Origin of the sequence: Bradyrhizobium sp. 195, assembly GCF_023101665.1 — a bacterium.
Taxonomy (GTDB): Bacteria; Pseudomonadota; Alphaproteobacteria; order Rhizobiales; family Xanthobacteraceae; genus Bradyrhizobium.
Genome location: NZ_CP082161.1, coordinates 1,174,957 through 1,195,669, shown reverse-complemented (window position 1 = coordinate 1,195,669; position 20,713 = coordinate 1,174,957). Strand labels below are relative to the sequence as shown.

General features: G+C 59.2%; 19 protein-coding genes and 1 pseudogene. 2 read left to right on the top strand and 18 right to left on the bottom strand.

Annotation, left to right across the window (positions count from 1 at the left end):
- Window positions 1–288: 288 nt before the first annotated feature.
- Window positions 289–810, bottom strand: coding sequence for a thermonuclease family protein (locus IVB26_RS05590; RefSeq protein WP_247970915.1), 522 nt, complete (start codon window positions 808–810; stop codon window positions 289–291).
- Window positions 811–1,264: 454 nt separating this feature from the next.
- Window positions 1,265–2,011 carry an energy-coupling factor ABC transporter permease gene (locus IVB26_RS05585; RefSeq protein ID WP_247970914.1) on the bottom strand — a complete coding sequence of 249 codons (747 nt, stop codon included), beginning with the start codon at window positions 2,009–2,011 and terminating at the stop codon, window positions 1,265–1,267.
- Between the two features lie 709 nt (window positions 2,012–2,720).
- On the opposite strand from IVB26_RS05585, the gene IVB26_RS05580 reads away from it, so the two are divergent.
- Entirely contained in the window at window positions 2,721–3,560 is an 840-nt protein-coding gene (locus IVB26_RS05580) for an RMD1 family protein (protein ID WP_458309318.1), read from the top strand.
- 833 nt (window positions 3,561–4,393) lie between these two features.
- Here the strand turns inward: IVB26_RS05580 and IVB26_RS05575 are convergent.
- From IVB26_RS05575 to nifH, 8 genes and pseudogenes are all read right to left on the bottom strand, one after another.
- Window positions 4,394–4,924, bottom strand: coding sequence for a hypothetical protein (locus tag IVB26_RS05575; RefSeq protein WP_247970913.1), 531 nt, complete (start codon window positions 4,922–4,924; stop codon window positions 4,394–4,396).
- Between the two features lie 521 nt (window positions 4,925–5,445).
- A complete protein-coding gene (locus IVB26_RS05570) occupies window positions 5,446–5,742 on the bottom strand; it encodes a ferredoxin family protein (RefSeq protein WP_247279062.1) in 297 nt (98 codons plus the stop codon).
- 42 nt (window positions 5,743–5,784) lie between these two features.
- Complete coding sequence (locus tag IVB26_RS05565) at window positions 5,785–7,092, bottom strand: FAD-binding protein (RefSeq protein WP_247970912.1); 1,308 nt, start codon at window positions 7,090–7,092, stop codon at window positions 5,785–5,787.
- A gap of 12 nt (window positions 7,093–7,104) precedes the next feature.
- Window positions 7,105–8,220 (bottom strand): electron transfer flavoprotein subunit alpha/FixB family protein, encoded by a 1,116-nt coding sequence (locus tag IVB26_RS05560; protein ID WP_458309317.1) that lies wholly within the window; start codon window positions 8,218–8,220, stop codon window positions 7,105–7,107.
- Between the two features lie 1,145 nt (window positions 8,221–9,365).
- Entirely contained in the window at window positions 9,366–9,698 is a 333-nt protein-coding gene (nifW, locus tag IVB26_RS05555) for a nitrogenase stabilizing/protective protein NifW (RefSeq protein WP_247970911.1), read from the bottom strand.
- A 118-nt stretch (window positions 9,699–9,816) separates the two neighbouring features.
- Window positions 9,817–10,969 (bottom strand): annotated as a pseudogene (gene nifV, locus IVB26_RS05550) (homocitrate synthase); the annotation flags it as partial.
- A 592-nt stretch (window positions 10,970–11,561) separates the two neighbouring features.
- Window positions 11,562–12,290, bottom strand: a complete 729-nt coding sequence (locus tag IVB26_RS05545; RefSeq protein ID WP_247970910.1) for a nitrogen fixation protein NifQ — start codon at window positions 12,288–12,290, stop codon at window positions 11,562–11,564.
- 66 nt (window positions 12,291–12,356) lie between these two features.
- Complete coding sequence (gene nifH / locus IVB26_RS05540; protein ID WP_026233535.1) at window positions 12,357–13,247, bottom strand: nitrogenase iron protein; 891 nt, start codon at window positions 13,245–13,247, stop codon at window positions 12,357–12,359.
- Between the two features lie 533 nt (window positions 13,248–13,780).
- Here nifH and IVB26_RS05535 point away from each other — a divergent pair.
- Window positions 13,781–14,335, top strand: a complete 555-nt coding sequence (locus IVB26_RS05535) for a peroxiredoxin (RefSeq protein ID WP_247279058.1) — start codon at window positions 13,781–13,783, stop codon at window positions 14,333–14,335.
- 257 nt (window positions 14,336–14,592) lie between these two features.
- Here the strand turns inward: IVB26_RS05535 and IVB26_RS05530 are convergent, their stop codons facing one another.
- The 8 genes from IVB26_RS05530 to nifB form a co-directional block, all read right to left on the bottom strand.
- Complete coding sequence (locus IVB26_RS05530) at window positions 14,593–14,850, bottom strand: hypothetical protein (protein WP_247970909.1); 258 nt, start codon at window positions 14,848–14,850, stop codon at window positions 14,593–14,595.
- A gap of 392 nt (window positions 14,851–15,242) precedes the next feature.
- On the bottom strand, window positions 15,243–15,488 hold the full coding sequence (locus IVB26_RS05525) for a hypothetical protein (RefSeq protein WP_247973072.1): 246 nt from the start codon (window positions 15,486–15,488) through the stop codon (window positions 15,243–15,245).
- A 688-nt stretch (window positions 15,489–16,176) separates the two neighbouring features.
- Complete coding sequence (locus tag IVB26_RS05520; protein WP_247970908.1) at window positions 16,177–16,356, bottom strand: hypothetical protein; 180 nt, start codon at window positions 16,354–16,356, stop codon at window positions 16,177–16,179.
- Window positions 16,357–16,489: 133 nt separating this feature from the next.
- Window positions 16,490–16,849 (bottom strand): DUF3024 domain-containing protein, encoded by a 360-nt coding sequence (locus tag IVB26_RS05515; protein WP_247970907.1) that lies wholly within the window; start codon window positions 16,847–16,849, stop codon window positions 16,490–16,492.
- 11 nt (window positions 16,850–16,860) lie between these two features.
- Window positions 16,861–17,100 (bottom strand): nitrogen fixation protein NifZ, encoded by a 240-nt coding sequence (locus IVB26_RS05510; RefSeq protein ID WP_247970906.1) that lies wholly within the window; start codon window positions 17,098–17,100, stop codon window positions 16,861–16,863.
- Window positions 17,097–17,417 (bottom strand): nitrogen fixation protein NifZ, encoded by a 321-nt coding sequence (locus tag IVB26_RS05505; RefSeq protein ID WP_247324242.1) that lies wholly within the window; start codon window positions 17,415–17,417, stop codon window positions 17,097–17,099. Before IVB26_RS05505 ends, IVB26_RS05510 begins: the two co-directional genes overlap by 4 nt.
- Before the next feature lie 1,119 nt (window positions 17,418–18,536).
- Window positions 18,537–18,761 carry a 4Fe-4S binding protein gene (locus IVB26_RS05500; RefSeq protein WP_247297545.1) on the bottom strand — a complete coding sequence of 75 codons (225 nt, stop codon included), beginning with the start codon at window positions 18,759–18,761 and terminating at the stop codon, window positions 18,537–18,539.
- A gap of 17 nt (window positions 18,762–18,778) precedes the next feature.
- On the bottom strand, window positions 18,779–20,335 hold the full coding sequence (nifB, locus tag IVB26_RS05495; RefSeq protein WP_247970905.1) for a nitrogenase cofactor biosynthesis protein NifB: 1,557 nt from the start codon (window positions 20,333–20,335) through the stop codon (window positions 18,779–18,781).
- Window positions 20,336–20,713: the final 378 nt, after the last annotated feature.

Sequence of the window (20,713 nt, the reverse complement as noted above, 5' to 3'; positions counted from 1 at the left end):
TTTCCGAGTAAATGCGGCTCTCTCTCGAACTCGAAAAAGCGCCGCCTTGGCATGGCCGCGAGTCCATGGTTCCGAAGAATTACGCCGAGAACGATGGCGTTCCTGCGGAGCTCGCGATTTTCTGTCTTTCGACTTTCGCGCTTACGAGAGCTTGAGACATCCTACTTCTTTGAGCATGGTTGGGCGGCAGTGGTAAGCTTGCTCACTGCCGGTCGACGCCAGCTCGCCCGTGACTGTCACTTTGTGCGGAACCCACTCTGGCATTTATTCTGGTGTGGGGAATACGAGTCAAGGGTGTGCATTCGCGTCGTCTGAACAGCTGGCTGGTCGACCACCTAACCGAATGCACGCTCGATATAGCCAAGGTACGGCAAAGCTGCCCGCCCACAAGCCCCGTCCGGCACGATCGGCCGCGCGTTGCGCAGCGTGGTATCGTCCCCTGGAGTATCGCGCCCAATCGAGCACGAGACCGTTACGCACCAACCATTCTCCGAGATCGATGCCGTCAGCTGAACAGATCGCCATCGTCCGTCCACACTCATCCTCCAGGACTGACAGACAACTGACTTCGCGCTCTGCAACGAAGCTTTCAAGATCGCTCGCGGCCCTGAGGCCACATCGATATGGATTGACGTTGATATCTCGGCACATTTGAGTCTTGTCCGGCGCGTCGATGCCCCAGAGCCGAACGCGTGTCCCGTGAATTTCAAGGGTGTCGGTGCTGATGACCTTTGCCGGGCCCATCAATTCGCCGGCAAACACGATGCTGCACAGTGCGAGCATGGTCAACACCACGATCAATCCATACATGGCGATCTTCTTTGTCGAACTGCGAACATTCCGGCCGAGTGCAGCAGAGCATGGGAAGCCGCCGAACGGCGTGCCATCGCGGCTGTGCTTAGGAGGCTGCTAATGTTGCATGGGTAAGCTCGTTCGACGGATGAATCCCCGTGTATCAGCAGCGCAAGACGCCCCTCGTGTCCAACTTCGCCCCCGATGCTCTGCGACCAGGCTGCTGCGCTGACCGCATCCCGCCATTCCTCCACGTCGTTGCGGCAGTTCGCCTTGGCCGCATCACGCACCAGCAGGTCGAACTCGGTAGAGCGCGTCCGCTCATTAGCGACCGGGCCGACGCAGACGGCCGGCCGCAAGTCGGCGAGATATGATTTCCTGGTCGCCTTGTGCGGAATGAGCATAAGCTCGACCCCCTCGCTGCCACGGATAGCAGCGAGCGAGCGTCGCCCGGGATCGCGGCAACCGGCTGCTATCGGGGAAAGCGTACGCATCGCTTGAGCAAAACGGGCGACATGGCGGCCATCGTTGCTATCAACAGCAACATGCCTTCTAAAAGCGGTGGGCGACAGATCCCCTCGCACTCACGTCGCCCGATTTGTTTCGCGAGCGCCGGCACAGCCAGATCAGCCACCAGCTCGACCAAGGCCACAACTGCATAGGAAACCGCGAACGATGCGACGTGACCGAGGTTGGCGGCGCCGAAGCCCGCGCCATAAAGCGCCCAAAACGCGACCGAGACAACGATAGCAGATTGATACGCAGTCGAGAGCGCAATCGCGTTACGGTACTGCAGATCGCGATAGGCGGCCTTGGATGGAATGAGCCGCTTGGCGAGCGCCCGGATCGCAAAGAGCGGCACTAGAAGTGTCGTGGCATTCATACCATATTGCGGCAGGTCGGTCGGAAAAAAGAGGACGCCTTGCAGCAAAAGGCCGAGCGCAAGACCAAAGGCAGCCGGCGCCGCGCCGAACAACAGTGACAGCGTTGAGCGCAGGACGAAGTGCACTTCGGGCATCCCAACCGCAAAGTGCGGCAGGATTTCGAAAAACGTGAACACAAGGCCCGTCGCGGCGCTGGCTTGCATAGCAAATGACATTGCGCCCCGCTCGCGTATGCTCTCGACCACAAGCTTGGCGATGACGCAGCCCGTCGCAATGCCTCTCGCGTACCTCAACACGAGCTTGGCGCCTGTTACTAGTCCCGGTTCGATATGCACGGTCTCAAGTCCTTCCTGCCGTTGTACTCGGGCCTTGGCTCAAGAATTTGCCGGGACCGTCGTGCGGCTGACGGTTGGAAACGGCACTTCACCTTCGCCACCCTCGGTCCACTGGTAACGTCCTGTTTTCGCCAGATCGGACCGGATGTGCACTCCGCCTTCGCTCGGTCATTGCGACATTTGATAGCAACAGCTATGCCAGCGCCGCTGCGGCGGTTAAGGCTCTGATTGCCTTGAAACATCCCGCGGCGCGCAGGATTCGCCGTGTTCTGTAGCCGACACGCTCTGGAGGAAATTGAACACACATCGCGGCCAGTCTTTGGTCAACCCGTGCCGTTTCAAACAATCATTTTCGCTCGCCCGTTGAAGCGGAAAATCCTGACGCCGCTGGCGCGAAGACACCGGTTCGGCATCAATCTTGCTCGACCTTGTTCGAGGACGGCGCCTACGGCGCAGCCAAATGTTTGGCGGCCCGGGTCGTCGAATTCCTCCAAGAGCTTGCTGGGTCGTTCGATTGATCTTGCGGCCAAGCATGCACGAACATGGAAATGGCGACGCACCCATCCAAACTTGGAGCCGGCATTTTCTGGATCGTAGCATCATCTCTCAGCGACGCGCCCGGCAAATTCCGCTGCACCATCTGCGACGAAGTTCTGGACGCGTTTGACGGTCCCAACGCTATCGTGTCGCAATCAAACCGGATGCTAAAGTGAACCTGGATCAACTTACGCCCGGTAAGCCTGCCGTCTCCGAACAGACGGCGGCCGCCTCGATGCTGAGCATTCGCGCAGTCATGCTGGGCGATCGCATCAACCCGTCGGCTCTCGAAATCGGACCGCTGGTGTCCTCGACGCCGGTCGCTTTCCGCATTCATGCGGGCCTTGTCGTGATCTTCCGCTATGGCGTTGTAGTGCTCATCGGATTGTCGCCCTCGGAAGAAACCGCTCTGATCGAAACGCTGATATCGCGGGTCATCGGTGAACTCAGCTCCTACGAGGAGGAGAGCGCGCAGGCGCAGCTCTGCAACGACCAGAGCGCCGAGGTCATCCTGCCGGGCGGACGGATTTGTCTCAGAGAATTTAGCGACGATCGGCTGCTGCTGATCGCCGATACGCTAGCCAAGAGCACGGCGCTGGAGCGAGATGAGCGCCGTATCGCCGCGGTGTTCGACGTGATCGAACCCTTTGCACGCGAACTAGCCGAGCATGGCCGGACGCCGCGGGGCCGGAAGGGCATTCTCCAACTGATCGGCAATGCGCTCCTGGTCCAGCAGCGCGTCGCGGGCCGCGTCGCCATTGCCGAAAAGCCCGACGCACTCTGGGAGAAGCCGGAACTCGAGCGGCTCTATTCGCGTCTGAAAGACGAATACGAACTGAAGGAGCGTCTTGAGATGCTCGAGCGCAAGCTGTCGGCCATCTCAGGAACGGCTAACGCACTGACGGACATCATCGATACACGGCGCTCGCTGCGTCTTGAGTGGGTTATAGTCGTGCTGATCGTGATGGAAGTTGCAATCGGATGCTTTCAGATTATTACAGCAGCTCACTGAAGTGCGGCTGACCGTAGCGCGTGAGGCGCCTTCGTGGGGTTTGACCCTACTGACCGACCTGACCGGCATTGACGTGGGACGCGCCGTTCGGCCGCACTCAGCTGCGGATTTCGGCTATGTCTTCGCCGTGCTAGTGGACACGAGGTTCGGCGAAAGCCCGGTGCGGCTCGCGAAGACAGCGAATAGCCGAGGCGAGTTCGGCGCATTTCCCGGGCGATCGAGCAAGGATAGGGTGTTTATGGCAGACGCTCGGCGGAGCGTTCATGTCGACGATCCAGCGCCACCCAAGAAAGCCCTTTTTGCCCGATTTGTAGCGGGCCGCCACTCAGTTGGTCTGCAATTCTCGATTCGGTCGCGGAATACTTGCCAGGCCTTTCCCCCGCCGCCCCAGGCGCAGCCAGCGACTACCGAAAAAAGGACGGTCGACTTCACCAGGACGCCTGACCGAGTTGAGCGACCGCCTTTCGCCGCTTTGGCACATCGCCGCGGCTCGGTCGACGTGTCCTGCCGTGATTTCCCTTGCGTGGCTGTTAGCGAACGGTTCCATGATCCTCCAGCACGCAAACGCCCGCTGCAACCGAACATGAAAGCTCAGAATGCGGATCTCGTCCTCGCTAACGTGAAGGTCACCGAGCTTGACGCGGCCGGGGACTGCGACCGGGCGTGCATAGCGGCTCCGCGTCAGCGATAAACACTAAACGGATGACAAAGGATCTACGCCGCGAATTTCGACGCGGTTTTGACCTCGCAAGGAGGCGCGGAGATTTTCTGACGTCCCCATCCGCTCTGGACATTCCATCTGCAGGGACTGTCGCTCAAAGCGCCCTGGACACTCACGCGCCCTCGGCTGCTCCTCTCAAATCCGCTTCCGAACCGATCCCGGCATGGCGATCCTTCGCTGGCTCGTTCAGGAGCCCGGCGAGCCTGAGGCCTTCAAGGACTCCTTCGAGCCGCTGTTCGCGAATGATTGCGGCCAGCAGCGAAACGGCGTCCTCCCGATCGACGGTGAAGCAGACGTCAGGCGCTCGCTCAACCAACAGGTCCAGCAAGGTCGGAAGGTCAGCGACGTGGTGGCGTAAGGTCGAGACCACATCATTCGCGAGATAGGTCGCCAAATCAGCATTCGGCGGCGGATCAATGTCCAAGTCGACCTCGGTGCGCTTCTCGATCGCATGGCGTATCAACTCGCCCTGCCGTCTTGCATTCATCGAGAGCATGAACACCGCATCCGCGAGGTTCTCGCGCGGCAAGCTTCTCAGTTCGGCTATGCGGGCCTGGATGTCGTCGACCGAACTCTCACGGCGTGCCTCTGCTCGCCGCGCGTTAGCGGCTGCCCTGCTCTTTTGTAATCGAACCATCGTCATGCTCTCCGGCCGATCATATATCCCGGCGATACAGGCGAATGAAAGTGCAAATTTGTGTGCTGCATGCGCGCAGCCCGCCTGACGAACCCGCAACCGGCGGCCGCGCGAAGGAGTCACAAAGCGCTAATTCGTGGTCCGCTCGTGCTTGTCTGTCTACAAGGCGCTCGATGGGACGTTCGTCGGGTCGGCGGCTATGGCGAAGCGAAGTCCTGCTTTCAGCGTTCCGTTTGTAGGTGATAGGCAGCGTCGCGAGGCAATGGCGGCGGGCGGATCGCCGCGAACTCCAAGAAGGACGAAACCGGCCAGATATCGGGGAAGAGAACCAGGATCGGTCGACAGATCCGAGATGGACGACCTAATCCAGTGCGTTGCGCCCTCTTTCGTATCCGCTCGCTTTGGCTATCTCCGGGCATATTATAGCGGAACCTGGCAAGGGCCCGCCCGGCAGATGGAAAGATCGGAACTCGATTGACATCGCGAGAACGCCGCAGCCTGCCAATCAGCCCCTACCACCCCAAGCTTTAACCAAATTTGAATAGCACACCGTAACCGCCACGTGGGTAGCTCCACTCGATATCACCACTTTCTTCGCAGATCACCCGGCAGGTGCCGCACTCGATACATCCGTCGACTGTCACCTCAACATGACCTTTATCGCTGAGCTCGTAGCACCGCGCAGGGCAGGCCTTCAGCATCGATAAGAGCCGCGAGGATGGTGTGGTGTGCGGCCGCACCTTGATATGGGCGCGGCCGGAATCAACGAGATAGCGGTTGTAGAATAGTTTGTCCTCGACACGTCGGGATGGCTCGCTCGGCATTGTTTCTGGCTCCGTCGTTCGTCGTTGTTCTTTGGTGTGTGATCACCGCCAGGCCCGGGCAATGCGCAGGGCATCGCTGAACAGTCCACTCCACGACCGCGCCTTGACGAACGAGCTCAGCATCAGCTTCTCTTTGTCAAGCTTTGGTGTGCCGTCGACGCGCACGTAATCCTGCATCGCCCTGGAGAAGAGCTGCGGATATGTGAGAAAGAAGTTCTGCGAGTGGGTATGCATCAGTGCCGGCATATCCTTGTACTTCTTCAGGTCCTTGATCACGAAGGAATCATTCAGCAGTTTTTTGTAAAGCGAAAGATTTTTGGCCGTCATCGAATTCTTTTGCGATTTGATAAGGCAGATTGCTTCCGCGGCGATACGGCCCGACGTCATCGCCAGATTGGACCCCTCGCGATGGATGGCGTTGTTGAGCTGGGCGGCGTCTCCGACAACGACCCAGCCCTCACCACAAAGCTGCGGGATCGCCTTGTATCCACCTTCGGGGATCAAATGCGCAGAATATTCCTTTACTTCCGAACCCTCGATCAACGGCGCGACGGACGGGTGATGCTTGAAGGCCTCGAGCAGGCCGTAAGGTGTCTCGCCGGTACGCTGGAAGTCGGCAACAAGACAGCCGATACCGAGCGAGATGCATTCCTTGTTGGAATAGATGAAGCCCATACCGGTCATGCCGCGGGAGATGGTTCCGGCGGCTTCGATGACGAGCCCCTCGTCGCCTTTGAGATTGAAGCGAGCATCGATTGTCTCGCGCGACAGGAAATGCATCTCCTTAACCGCGAGTGCGACCTTGTCCGGTTTCGGCCGCCCTCTTAAGCCCGCAGCCGTCCCCAGCACTCCGTTCACCCCCTCGGCCAGCACGACGACATCTGCATGGATTTCACCCCCATCTCGGTCTGTGCGCACCCCGACGACCCTCCCATGGGAATCTTGGAGGAGCTCGGTCACTGTGGTCTCGCACAGCACCGTGGCGCCGGCCTCGCGGACCTTCTGCGAGAACCATTTATCGAACTGGGCGCGGATGATGGTGTAGCGGTTCGGCTTCTCCTCGTTGAAATCATCGGAGCGATAGTGAATCCCCGTGTGCGAACGATCGTCCACGATCCAGAAGCGTTGCTCGACGAGATGCCGCTCAAGCGGTGCATCTTCTCGGAAATTCGGGATCAGCTTCTCCAGCATATCGGCATAGAGGATGGCGCCTTGCACGTTCTTCGACCCCGAATACTCCCCGCGCTCCAGCTGCAGCACTTTTAGGCCCCGCTCGGCCATGGTAAGCGCTGCCGCATTCCCGCCCATGCCAGCACCGACGACGATCGCGTCGAATCTTTCCTCGATCATAACAAAGCTCCCCTAGCCAGCGATGCGGTCATGCGAGTGCGGCGACAGCTGCGCGCGGAATGCAGAGGTCAATGCGGGCAACAGTCGAATGGCGTCGGTGACGATGCCGATATGGGCGAAGTCGAAGATCGGAGCGTTCTTGTCGGTGTTGATGGCAACGATGAGGTCGCCCCCCTCCACGCCAACGCGATGCTGGATCGCGCCGGAAATACCGGCCGCGATATAGAGCTTTGGCCGAATGGTTTTCCCGGTCTGGCCGATTTGTCGGTCCGAGGTGACCCAGCCCTTCTGGACCAGCGGCCGCGAACAGCCATATTCGGCGCCAAGCACGTCCGCGAGCTGCTGTACCAGTTGGAAGTTCTCAGGCGATCCCAGACCGAGCCCTCCAGCGACGACCACGTCGGCATAGGCAAGGTTGGACTTTGTAGAATCGCGGTCCGGGAGGAACGACAGCACTTTCGTGACAATATCTTCCTCTACAAGCCCGAGCGGATGCGAGATGACGCGCCAGACGGCGCCGGTCACGCGCTCGGGCATCGGCATCACGCGCGAACGGACGGTTGCCATCTGTGGACGATAGTTCAGTGTGTAGATCGTGCACAATAGTGAGCCGCCAAACGTCGGCCGGGTCGCTGCAAGCGAGCCGTCGGCATCGACGTCGAGCTCGGTGCAGTCGGCAGTTAGGCCGGTGAGCAGTGTGGTGGCCACTGAGCCGGCGAGATCGCGGCCGAGTGTAGTTGCCCCTAGGAGTAGGATTTCCGGCTTGTACGTATTGACCAGCTCTGACAGGGCCTTGGTGTAGGATTCATTGCGATAATCGGCCAAGAGATCATCCGCGACGATATAGGCGAGGTCGGCGCCGTAGCAGAAGGATTCGGCGATTGCCTGCTGCGTTGTCTCCCCGACCGGGCCGATGACAACCGCGGCGAGGTCAACGTTGAGCTTGTCGGCGAGCCGGCGGCCGGCACCCATCAGCTCCCAGGAGACGGGGTGCACTATCCCGCGTTCCTGCTCGACGAAGACCCAGACGTGCTTATACGCCTTGAATCGTTCAGGCAGCTCCCTCTTGGTCGCCGCGCGACCACCACCCGCGGCCGGAGCGGCGCTTTTGGGTGCGGTGCTCATCATCTGTACTCCCATCCGTGTTCAGTAGCGGCTCGCCAGCGAAGCGTGCTCCGCCTCCAGCTTTGAATTCGCGCGTGAAGATTGCTTCAGTTAAGAGTGCGGCCGCGTGCCCGCCGCCATTTTTTCAACACCGCCTGGCAGCAGCGCGGGGCCGAGACACCCATTGCTGGACCTTTGTCGACGAGCCCGGAAGCACGCCGCTTGGGTTTCTTTCCGGGTTCGGCATTCTGGGGCCACCATTTGGCAATGGAACAAGTGAGGCACGCAACCGCCCGGTCACGCGAGCCGATCGATTGGTCTCCCCTCATCTTCGAGATGCAACCGAGTTGGAACAGATCGAGGACCTGCCAGAGGCTCGGCTGGTGCCATTGTCGGCCGCGAGCTTGCCGGTGAAAACGCGATCCATTACTCCGAATGCCCTCGCAATCTTGCCGATTGCAGCGACACGCCCGCAACTCTTGGCGAGGGCACGAGGGCCGGCGGTGAAGCCGCCCGTCAACGGCGCCGCGCGACCGGCGCTGGAGAGCAAGGGCTCCCCCCGGGAAACCTCGGCCATAGATCGGCCAACGGGAGTGATTTCGTCGACGAATCTTTGGCGCGGATCAAGCGCAGCTTTCAGCTCAGCCAGGCCGGAATATGCAACCATCGCTTTGGCGTCGCGACGCATCATGATGCCGACAGGCAGCGCGCGCGAAACTGCGCGGCGTCAAAAACAAACTCGATGCGGACCAAGATGTGCATTCGCTTCTCCAGACTAGCTGAGCATGTGTCAGCAATTGTCGTACCAATTGCGCATACTATGAAAATTGACCGCCAATACAGAATCTTACTCAAGGAAATCGGATTGGCAGCCTCTCACGAGGATCGGAACATTCGGTAACCGTGCTGGACCCGTGTCCGGAATGCGACAGAAGACAGTCATCCGCGCTCCCGCTGCCGGCGTACCATTGCAGGAGATAGGTGCACCATGGGCACCAGCTTGAAACGACGGAAATATCCGGGCTGAGCCGTGATTACCTTAAGGAGCCGAGTGTCCAAGCTGCGGATCCGCGAGGCCGTAACTGCAACTTCCATTTTAATTCGACGCCCTGGGTGGTTCGCAGGTTCTCTGAACCTTCACGCTCCGGAGCACGAGATACAAACTCAATTCACTCCAAAGAACCGAGCTGCACCAATGCTGGATGCTTGTTCGGTTGTGGTGCGGCCGCATCCTTCAGGACCTTGAACACGCGCTGTTCGATCGGCGAGGACGTGACGAAGTCGGCATAGGCGCGCTCAAGCGTGGCCTTGCAACGCGAGGCGATGTCAGAATCGGATGCACCGGTAAGCTCCTCGCCCGCGAGATATTGCCCCATGCGACGCAGAATATGAAGGCGCGCTACGTCGATGATTTTCGCATCGTACTCGACGCCGAGCAGTGCAAAAAACTCCTCTGCCGCCGAGGCCTTGTTCAATTGCGAAAGGATCCCGTCCGTCGTCATTCTCAACCTCCATTAGATCCGCGCCGAGAAACCGTCCTGGCTCGAATGTTCCAACCTGATCGCGCGATGCGCATGGCTGACCACCCGATCGCGCTCGGTTGACGAGCGATCTCTCGTGAATGTCGCGCCAGATCGCCACCACCGTTTCCTGGGAAACCGGGCCTTTGTGCTCGATGGCATGCTTCCTGACGTGCGCGAGAATGGTTTCGGTTTGCTCGGCGGTGACCGAAAGCTGCAACTCGGACAAGAGCGAAGTGATAGCGGCAAGGCCTGAATGCTTGCCGATCACAATGCGGTGGGAGGGGCCGAGCAACCCCGGGTCCAGCGCTTGGATAGGTGGGCCGGTCTTTTACCAGCCCATCGACGTGGATGCCGGATTCATGGGTAAAGACATGCTCGCCGACAATCGCCTTGTTGAGCGCAATGGTGCGGCACGCTGCGGCTGTAGCGGCGGCCGCGAGTTTTTCCAGTTCGGATAGCAGCACGCCGGTATCACGGCCGTAGAGCTGCCTAACTGCGACGGCAACTTCCTCCAGCGGCGCATTGCCGGCTCGCTCGCCCAGTCCAATGACCGTCACAGAGGCGTACGTCGCAGCGGCCTTGATCGGCACCAGCGTATTAGCCGTCGCCAGCCCAAGATCGTCATGGCCGTGGAATTCGAGCTCGAGATCGGTGCTGGCGCGCAGTGCGGCCACGAGCGCGAAGGACGCGTCGGGATCGAGCACGCTCAGCGTATCTGCGACACGAAAGCGCCGCGCGCCGGCCGCCTTGGCGATTGCGATCAGGTCGATCAGGAAGTTGACATCGGCACGCGAGGAGTCTTCGCCACCCACCGCAACATCCAGTCCCTTGGTGCGAGCATAGGCCATGACGCGCTTCACCCGCTCCAGCGCGGCCAAGCGGCCGCCACCGAGTTTCGCCGCAATCTGCACGTCGGACGATGGAATCGAAAGGCTGACCATCGAAACACCGGCCTCGATCGCCGCATCGACGTCCGCGGGTTTCATCCGGCACCAGCCGATGATCGTGGCCGCAAGGCCCGCTTCGGCGACCGCTCGGATCGCGGTAATCTCTTCCTGACCCATCGCCGGCGTTCCGGCCTCGATCTCCGTGACTCCGGTCGCGGCCAGCGCACGCGCGATCGAGACCTTTTCCGGTGTCGTGAAGGCCACGCCGGGTGTCTGTTCGCCGTCGCGCAAGGTGGTGTCATTAAGGACTATGGACCTCGACCGATCTTTGTCGGGCCCGGTGGTTGCGGCGGCGAACGCCATCAGCGGCTCCGTATGTTTATTCCGGAAGCTGTTCAGCAACTGCTGTGCCAACCCGCTCGAATTCCCAAGAACCTGTGAATGACGCCGAATTTCAGATTAGTCGGGTGTGTCGCAAATCCGACAGGGTGGAAACGGCGGAGCGCCAGGTTCGGTGCGCTTGCCACCGAGCTGAAGGCACGCGGCGAGCTTGGAAGCTTGCTAGCCGGCCAACGGTTCGGGCATCACCTCAAGCTGCAGCACTTCGGGGAAGGCGCGTGCATTCCGGCGCTTATCGAAGAAGAGTTTTGAGCCATCGGGTTCGGTCCAACCACAAGTCAGTGTTCGTAAACAAGTTCAGCGGGGCGCGATCGAGAGGCGGATGTTGGCGTCGATCGCGCGTCAACATAGAACATCTCGGCGGCAAATGTGACGGTCGCCTCCGCCAGTTATCAAGCCGCGATCATTAGGCGCCGCCGCGTCCTGCTTAGGCCGCCTGCGCAAAGTTGTTTACCCCGGTGTCTTTTCAAACCCTCAGTCTCGTCATGTGGCAGCTGGCCGAAAGGTCGTCCGATACACCGGGACTCGCGCCGAGGAGGGGGCATCCATTATGAGCTCAGTCTTGCGAACTTGGGATGGCTTGGACTGAGTCATCGAGACGACGCAGATGATCCCGCCGGCGTCCGGCCATCCGGCTCTTCCCGCTCTCCTCGCCGAAGCAAAGATCAAAATCATTGCATTCCGTGCAGACTGGCGTGGTACACATCACCAGACCGTCATCTTCGCATAGCGTGCGATAGAAGAAGCGCTTCCAGCGCATGTTCTTGGTGTTGCGAGCCGCCAGCGGCCCGAAATGGCGCATCAGGAGGCGGGACAATTCGTCCCGCTCCCGCAGACCGAGATCTTCCCACAGGTGATTAGGCTCCATGGCGCGCCGCGCGATCATCGTCGCGAGCCAGCCGCCGACCTCGCCATGAGTGGAACGTTGCGCAAGCAGGAGGTCGCGCACCATAATCGTCTCGTCAGGAGCCGGTAACGCGGACTGTTCGCGCCAGGTACAACTCCTGACCGGGGTGGATGGGAAGTATTGCACCAAGAGCGCATCGAGCTCCTGGTTAGTCAAGCCAGCCCGTTCGGGAAGTTGGCCGCCATCCATAGCGGATGCGGCGAGAACGCAAGCGAGCACATGGCGATCGAAATCGTCATCGTCGCTGATGTCGACTTCTGTTGGATGGCGCCCGGTCAGAAGCCCGTAGAGCTCACTTGCATCGCGCTGCTCGGCGATGTGAGCTGCTGATACAGGAGATGACATCGTATCGGCCAATTTGCTTTGTGTGCCAATCATGAAGGTCCCCCAGCTTCTGAGTGGACGATGTCGGCCTTCCCCGGTCGAGAAGGCCGACAACATGAACTATGCCGAAACAGCGGCGAGCTCGGCGGCGGTCTTGCCGACCAGGCTCTCGTCGACAGGCTTGATGATGCCGTGCTCCATGAGCATATCCTCGAGCTCGTCCATGCTGATTGGCGTCGGGATGGCGCCTTGTCCCGCATTATTGTGGATCTTGGTCGCGAGATTGCGATAGTGATCCGCCTGCTTGGACTCTGGCGCGTATTCCAGCACAGTCATGCGGCGCAGCTCCGCGTGCTGCACGACGTTGTCTCGTGGCACGAAGTAGATCAGCCGGCTGCCGAGCTTCTTGGCAAGAGCATCTGCCAGCTCCAGCTCCTTGTCGGTCTGCCGCTCGTTGCAGATCAGGCCGCCGAGGCGCACGCCGCCGGAATTCGCATACTTCAGAATACCCTTGGAGATGTTGTTGGCGGCATACATCGCCATCATCTCGCCGGACATCACGATGTAGATTTCCTGTGCCTTGTTCTCGCGGATAGGCATCGCGAAGCCACCGCAGACAACGTCGCCGAGCACGTCGTAAGAGACGTAGTCGATGTCCTCATAGGCGCCATTCTCCTCCAGAAAGTTGATCGAAGTGATCACGCCTCTTCCGGCGCACCCGACCCCCGGCTCTGGACCGCCGGACTCGACGCATCGAATGTCCTTGTAGCCGAGCTTGATGACGTCCTCGATTTCGAGGTCCTCAACGCTGCCGGCATTCGCCGCCAGACTCAGAATGGTGTCCTGCGCTTTGGCGTGCAGGATGAGGCGAGTCGAGTCCGCTTTGGGATCACAGCCGACGATGAGAATCCTTTGACCCAGCTCAGCAAGAGCCGCCAGCGTATTTTGCGACGTTGTCGATTTACCGATGCCACCCTTGCCATAAAACGCGATTTGTCTCAGCGAAGACATGTTGCTCTCCATCAACCGATTGCCAATTTTTCGCGCGGAACGCGCGAGGCTGTTTCTCTCTCAGAAACGTGGGCACACGGGTTTCGGGAAGGAGGCCATCGCTCGCCATCGGCGTCGGCGTGCCCTCAGCCCTCACTCGTTGTTGCTGCATCCAGTTAGCAACTGGCGTGCCATTCGTTCGCAAGCGCGTTAAGCATCTGACTAGGCTCGACTAATAGCGCAGTGTCCGAGACTGGATGCTGTGGCGGACCCGACAGCGGCAAGAGCTCTGAGACAAACCCGACAACGCCCGACGCGTGGATTCCACTACGAGTCTCGGGCGAAAGAGCGCGGAACGGGGAATGCCGGGCCGTAAGCTCGAGGCAATTGAGGAGACCACACGGTGCAGATGGGCTTCGAGGACACCGCCATCATTAAAGGCGAATGTTCCACGACCGGCATGATGGGTACTTGCCGTCAGATCGGGTGGCATATCGCTTGCTTTGCCAGTCCCGGAACGCTGTTTCCGTGTGACGCGATGTTGTGAGGACAATATGCCTGGAATTGGAAGTAAGTTGCCGCCCTTCGACATCACAGGCGTGAAGCCCGGCTTTCACCTGCAAGAGGAGAACGGGCAGAGCGCCTTCGAGACGCTGACTGAGAGGAGTTTCCCCGGAAAATGGAAAGTCATCTTCTTTTACCCGAAGGATTTCACATTCGTCTGCCCAACCGAAATCGCTGAGTTTGCTCGCCTGTCCAAGCATTTCGCCGATCGCGATGCAGTCGTGCTTGGTGGCTCGACCGATAACGAGTTCTGCAAGCTCGCCTGGCGGCGTGAGCACAAGGATCTGCACCGTCTATCGATCTGGCAGTTTGCCGACACCAAGGGCGCACTGGTCGATGGCCTTGGCGTGCGATCGCGAGATGGCATCGCGCATCGCTACACCTTCATCGTCGATCCTGAGAACACGATCCAGCATGTCTATGCGACAAGCCTCAATGTCGGCCGCAGCCCGACGGACACGTTACGCGTTCTGGATGCGATACAGACTGATGAGCTCTGCCCTTGCAACCGCGAAATCGGCGGCGACACGCTCAAAATTGCCTGAGCCAACATATCGAAAGTGCAGCAAGGAGCAGCTCCCGCATTCGAAGGACGTCAGATTCAATCGTTTGTCGGATACCAGATGAGACGATCTTACCGCAAATGCGGGCTGCTGCTAGCGAGTGCGGCCCGCAATTCAATTCTCATTGCCGCCATGGAGTCTGCCGCGGCCGCCGCGCTGTCCGCGCGCGGCAATCGCGGCGGCGAAATCGACGGTCCCGATGATAGCGATGAACAATGTTCACCACCGCTTTGCTCACCTCACAACAGATCGCGCATACAAGAGGATGCCGGCGCGGCTTCGCATAAACATACAAAATACTTGTACGCTTCTGCGCCTGCTGTACGCACATCTCCTGCCGGACTTCCTATGTTGTCGCCGTAGCCCGGACCGCGGCTATTCCCTTCTTTCTGCGGCTTGCCGGCCGGCAGCATCATCAGAGCGATCTGCGTCAGCCGCAGGCCGCTAATGCTGTAGGCCGACGATGCCGGCCGCCGGACTCGGAAAAATGGTGCCAAGCTCCCTCTTGGGGCAACTAGGTTCCAGTCGCCGCGCCTCGAGAAGTATGGACGCAGAGGGAGATGGCTCAGCGCCGAATGATGTCTACCGGCCGAGATGATGATCCGCCGGCACGCTCGCGAACCGTATTTCCGGGCTCGGTAAATCTATATTCACGATGTAAGCCGCACAGTGAGACGAACGAGTCGGCTTTATCAGTCCCTGAATTGAAACCATGACAATCGACGAGGTTTAGGCCATTGACTGGTCTATCGGCAAACCGGTCAGCTCGTTCATCGCGCGAGCTGCCCCTCGAGCGCAGGGACCTGAAACGATCAGATGGCCCGGCGGTCGTAAGCCGCCTGGCCGTCCGATCATCACGCCGGTCAATTTCCGAACATTCACGCGTATCTCAGCGCTGGTGACCCAAGCCAATCCCCAAGGTACGTGCTTTCTGTCTTAGAGAGCCCTCGGATCGCTTCATAAGCTTTGAAACCCTAGCTACAGGGGTGCGGGCCTTTGAGTGCTCTTTGAGCAGCTTGACGTCATCCTTACTATACTCTTTGCGCTTGGTGCTTTTTGCCACGTGTTCTCCGATTTCGCTTTGCACATTTGCCTGTAGCGCCTTGTTTTTGGCGAACACGCAACTGCTTCCCATTACCACATCAATGGTCGTCGACAACCGCTCAAGCGATTTTTCTCTTCGAGATAAGAGCTGGAACTACACGCGAATTTGTCCTCTGTCCTCTGGATCTTTATCCGCGTGACAAACCCGATTTTCGACGTGCACGTCAGCCCCTTCAACATGGAAGCAAGCCATAGAGAGGGGACGCTCGATGCGTCTTCGAAAAACAACTCGAAAAGCGCTTCTTGCTTGAATGCGCCGCCTTCACTCATCAATTTCGTAGTAATGATATGTCCAGGGGCCAATACTATTGATGGAGTAGCACGGATCGGCCGGGACAGTCGCACTGCCTTACTTGCGCGCGCATCATCAACCGGCCTTCACGGCGAGTGCACGGCGTTACCGCGCGAAGAGCAAACGTCTTCTCCTATTTTCTGAAGTCCTGCGGACTTAAGGGCGAGTACTCACAAAGGCAACTCTTGCAATGCCTGACCGTTACTCCTCGTCAGCTGATCGAGCACGGTTCGCTCATCCAAATTTGATCTACCGCAGTATCCTTGGTTTAATAAGCCGCGTTGAGATACACAGGCAATTCCGCCTTCAGCGGACATTTCTGCGAGACCATGCCTGCCCCCGCCTCATGGACCCGATGAACGAGCGAGCGACCTGATCGTGATATTTCCCGGGCCGGGCACTACGGCATGGCAAGCAACCCGCGGGCCTAGCCGTCCTGTGTGAGCTTGGCACCGGAAGACGATTGCTTGATCATGACTTGCCAGAGCGCTTGGCCAGCAATGCCGGCGGCGCGGTGTGGATCATTCGTGATCTGTACACAGTGACCTCCACTGTCGAGCAGATGCAGGTCGAACTTTCCAAGCCGGCGGAACGGACTCTGCGTCATGTCGGACGCCTCGCAAGAAGGCAAGATGTGGAACTTTCTGCCGGAGCATCAGGCAGGGCTCAGAGGCTATATCAATAGCGGCGAGCGTCTGCTCGATCTCCGTCAAGTCGCCTTAGCACCATCTCCACAATCCTTATTGCCAGAACAAACGTTCAGGGTCGGCGTTCAGAACCGCTGTCGCCAAGCCAAGCCGTTGATGGGTCGAATGCCACTCCCAGACGCCCTTGCGGTGATCTTTGCGGAGCAGCTGCCATGCCGCCCCAGTCCTATCGTGGTGCAGCAGCGCGACGTCGACGAGGCCGCCCTCCGCATTGATATTGCCTGAGCAGCACGGGCTCTCGACCAGATAGCCGCCAGCAACCGCTGTCACCTTTGGCGAGACATATCGGTAGTGCTCGCGCTTCGTCAGCGCGCGCACGATCCGCCACCGGTCGAGCTCGTTGGGATGCGCAGGCAATCCGGAATGATGTCGTCTGATGATTGCGGCGTTCATTGCGCGATATCCTAGACTGCAGAGATTTCTGCCTCGAGGCAGCCAATCACCAAGTGCTTGCCGAAGTCGACCATATAAATGGGTAGGTTCGCTTCCGTATGGCGACCGACCTGGACGATCTCACCAATGTACCCGACGCTGACCAGACACTCTTCCGCCGACGCGCCGGGAAAGGAACCGTCGTTGAGCAGATCGATTGCCGCCTTGACACGTTGGCCTGACCGGTATTTTGGCGATCTTGGTTCGATCATCGGGGTGCCGCTCCTGGCAAGAACGGCTCCTCGCCTTCGTGGCTTGGCGTGACTAGATCGAGCTCCTTGCATTTCATGCCGACGCGATTGCCGGAGCCGAGGAATTCGACTCCATAGATATAAAATTGTTGCAGGAACGTGCCGATCGAGACGACATAGCCAAGCTCGCCTTTCTTGACCAGAACCTCACCGATCTCCTTGCCCACATAGGTGCCGTCGTTACGGATGGTGCGGTTGGCCCGCACGTTGTCACCATAATCAAAGAAGGGGGCGTCCGTCAGCTCGACGATGTCACTGTCACGGGCGATGTTGCTCATGCTGCCGTCCCTGTTCCATAGTTCAACTGTACCGCGCCTTGCAGGCGCCCGGCCTTACGAACCACCCTATCACGATGCTCGATCAACCCCCTCCATTCCCGCACGGCGGGGCTTGCGATCACGGATTGCATGAGCCTGTCGGGATCCCGGTGCAGCAACATCAACGCCCGCAACCTAAACTCCAGATGCTAGAGACTATCGTGAGCCCATGGTTGATGTTGAAGAAGCCATCGACGCGGCACGCGCGTCGTCTGCCATCGAGGGAGGCGTGCTTGAGCCGGCGGCGAGGCGCGTGCTTCAGCGCGGGATGCGCACAGCCGACAGAGTCGACCTGATTACCCCGGCAACCGAGGGCATTGTGGACGTCATCACTCACGGTCCCGCCCATACGCTCGAGCGTGCCCAACAACACCTTGGCGCCAGCCTTGTCCGCGGGACAAAGCCCCAGCGGTCTCCCGACAGCTGCCGTCCCTCCCGAGTTGCCCGAGACGCATCTGCAAGTCGGCAATATGCGTTGAGCGAGAACAGGAAGACCCACACGAGGTGCTCTCATAGCAGCCGAATTCCGGCTTGGTGGCGCCGACCGCACTGGTGGCAGGAAATTCGTTTCCGCATCACGTGATCCGGTGCGAACGCCTTGGCGTGGCGCAGGTGTACTTTCTGCACTTTCATCGAGGTGATAGGATAGCCCTGTCGCCCTGGGATGATGCTCGGCCTGCTCGACACCGTGCGACCAAGACAGGACTCGGCGAGGACGCCCTCTTTCGGATGACCAACTGAAGAAGGCCTCGGGCATGAATGGCGCCTGATCAACAATGGCTGCAGGTGCATGGATTGATGTCGCGGAAGACGCGTCCGCCCTTCGTGGGCCCATCGGCGAAATCGATCCTCCACGCTCAAGACGGCGGCCTTCGGGCCGACAGGAATAGCTCGACTCGCTCCCGCCGACGTGCGCGTCGCCAGAATATGACTTGGCAACTGGCGAAAACGTTTGCGACCAGGGCGAGCCGTCCACCTGATCTGAGAAGGCGAAAGCCGCGACCGGCGCCTCGTCAAGGCGGAGCATCATCCGCCCGAGTTTCTGAACCTTTAGTGTCGTAGTGACATCCATCGTAGCCCTCAAGCAGGCTCCTGGTGACGCGGCAGTGCCGTGTCGAGCACGCATGTATTGTCAACCGGGCAAACCGCCACGCATTGCGGCTCATCAAAGTAGGCGGCGCACTCGGTGCATTTCTCAGGATCGATCAGGAAAACCCCGGCTCGCTCGGAAATAGCGAAGTTCGGGCATTGCGTTTCGCACGCCGAACAGCCCGTGCATTGCGAGGCGATGATCTTGAACGGCATTGTCTGAACCCATCCTCTCAGGCGGCGGAAATCAGCGCATTGCGGCGGGCCGCCGGATCGACCCGCTCAACGTGCTTGATCTTCCCCTCATTGACCTTATCGAGATAGAGTTTGAACCAGGCGATCGCCGAGCCATCAATGAACTCGTAGGCGTACTGATCGACCGGTTCGATTCCGGCCTTGATCAATTCGGCCTTCGGGCAGCCGCCGATCTTTGACACGAACACGGCATGACAATCGTTGATGGCGCCGATGGCGATTTCGAGCTTGCTGTCCTCGCCATGGCCGCCCTGGCAATAGGGATGAATAGGACGATGGCCAACGAATTTTGCGCCTGAAGTCGAGAGCTCGTAGATCTGGAACTCCTTGGCATGACCGAAGTGCTGGTTGATCAATCCCGAGCCCTTGGTTGCAACCGCCACCAGCACCTTGATTTCGCTGGACGCGTTGGCGAGCCCCGCAAGCTGCTCCTGCTTGGCCGCAAGCTTTGCAATGCGCGCTTTCTCGACTTTGGCCTGATACTCCTTTCGGGCCTGCTCATCATATTTGATGTCCATGGCCATGATCTTTTCCATGGTGAACTCCGCGCCGCGGTCCTCCCCGAGCAGTCCGACGGCGTCGGCGCGGCACTGGCGACAGTGACGCATCATGTTCATCTCGCTTTCGCAGCTATCCTGCAATGCTGTCACTTCCTGTGCGGTCGGGCCGCGTTGCCCGCTGAGACCGAACACGGTGCCGTGCTCGGGCGACGAAATCAGCGGCATCACGTTATGCAGGAAGGCGCCGCGCGACTTCACGGCCTTGTTAACCTCAACCAGATGCTGATCGTTAATCCCGGGAATCATCACCGAGTTGACTTTGCACAGGATGCCGCGCGCGGTGAGCATCTCCAGGCCCTGGAGCTGCCGATTGCTGAGGATGCTTGCAGCTTCAATGCCGGTGTAGCGCTTGTGGCGGTAGAAGATCCATGGATAGATCTTTGCGCCGATATCGGGATCGATCATGTTGATCGTGATCGTCACGTGATCGACCTTGAGTCTTGCGATCGTGTCGACATGATCAGCTAGCGCCAGACCGTTCGTCGAGAGGCACAGCTTGATATCTGGCGCGAGCTTATTGACGAGTTCGAACGTCTTGAATGTCTTGTCCGGATTCGCCAGGGGGTCGCCAGGGCCAGCAACGCCGACCACGCTCATCTGAGGGATCGCGGAAGCGACCGCCAGCACCTTCTTGGCGGCCTGCTCCGGCGTCAACTTCTCGCTGACAATGCCGGGGCGCGATTCGTTGGCGCAATCGTATTTACGATTGCAGTAATTGCACTGGATATTGCAGGCGGGTGCGACCGCGACATGCATGCGGGCATAATGGTGGTGCGCCTCCTCGCTGTAGCAGGGATGGTTCTTCACCTTTTCCCAGACCTCATTTGGCACATTGCCGATGCCGGCCTGAGATCCGCAGCTCGCCTTGCCGCTGCCACTGACCGTACCGCAGCTCTTGTGCTTAGCCATGATTTGCATGGTCTCGCTGATCTCGCCGCCGCCGCAGGATACCTGGTGTTGCGCTGAAGTACTCATTTTTCCAATTCTCTTCGCAAGCCGAATCCTTCCAGCAAGCATCCCCAGAGTCGTTTCTGAAAAGCCAAGAGCAACTGGCGTGCCATACCTGCCACAAATCAATTTTGTGGTTCGCTTCAAGTAGTTAGGTAACGCCTGCTCGAATGTCAGTTTTATCAATTCATGTTGGAAAGCCGACAGAAATTGCGATCACAAGAGCGCTGGCAGCGCTATTATGACGGCGGGTACGCTGCATCATCTATGCCCTTGGGCAAAGAGCATGGCGGCTGGTGTCGTTGAAAGTTGATCTTGTCGGCGAAATGTGACGCGTATGCAAAGCACAATCCGCAAAAGACGTTCCGGAGCTTTGAAAGGACAACTTGAACTGGCGATCCTTCG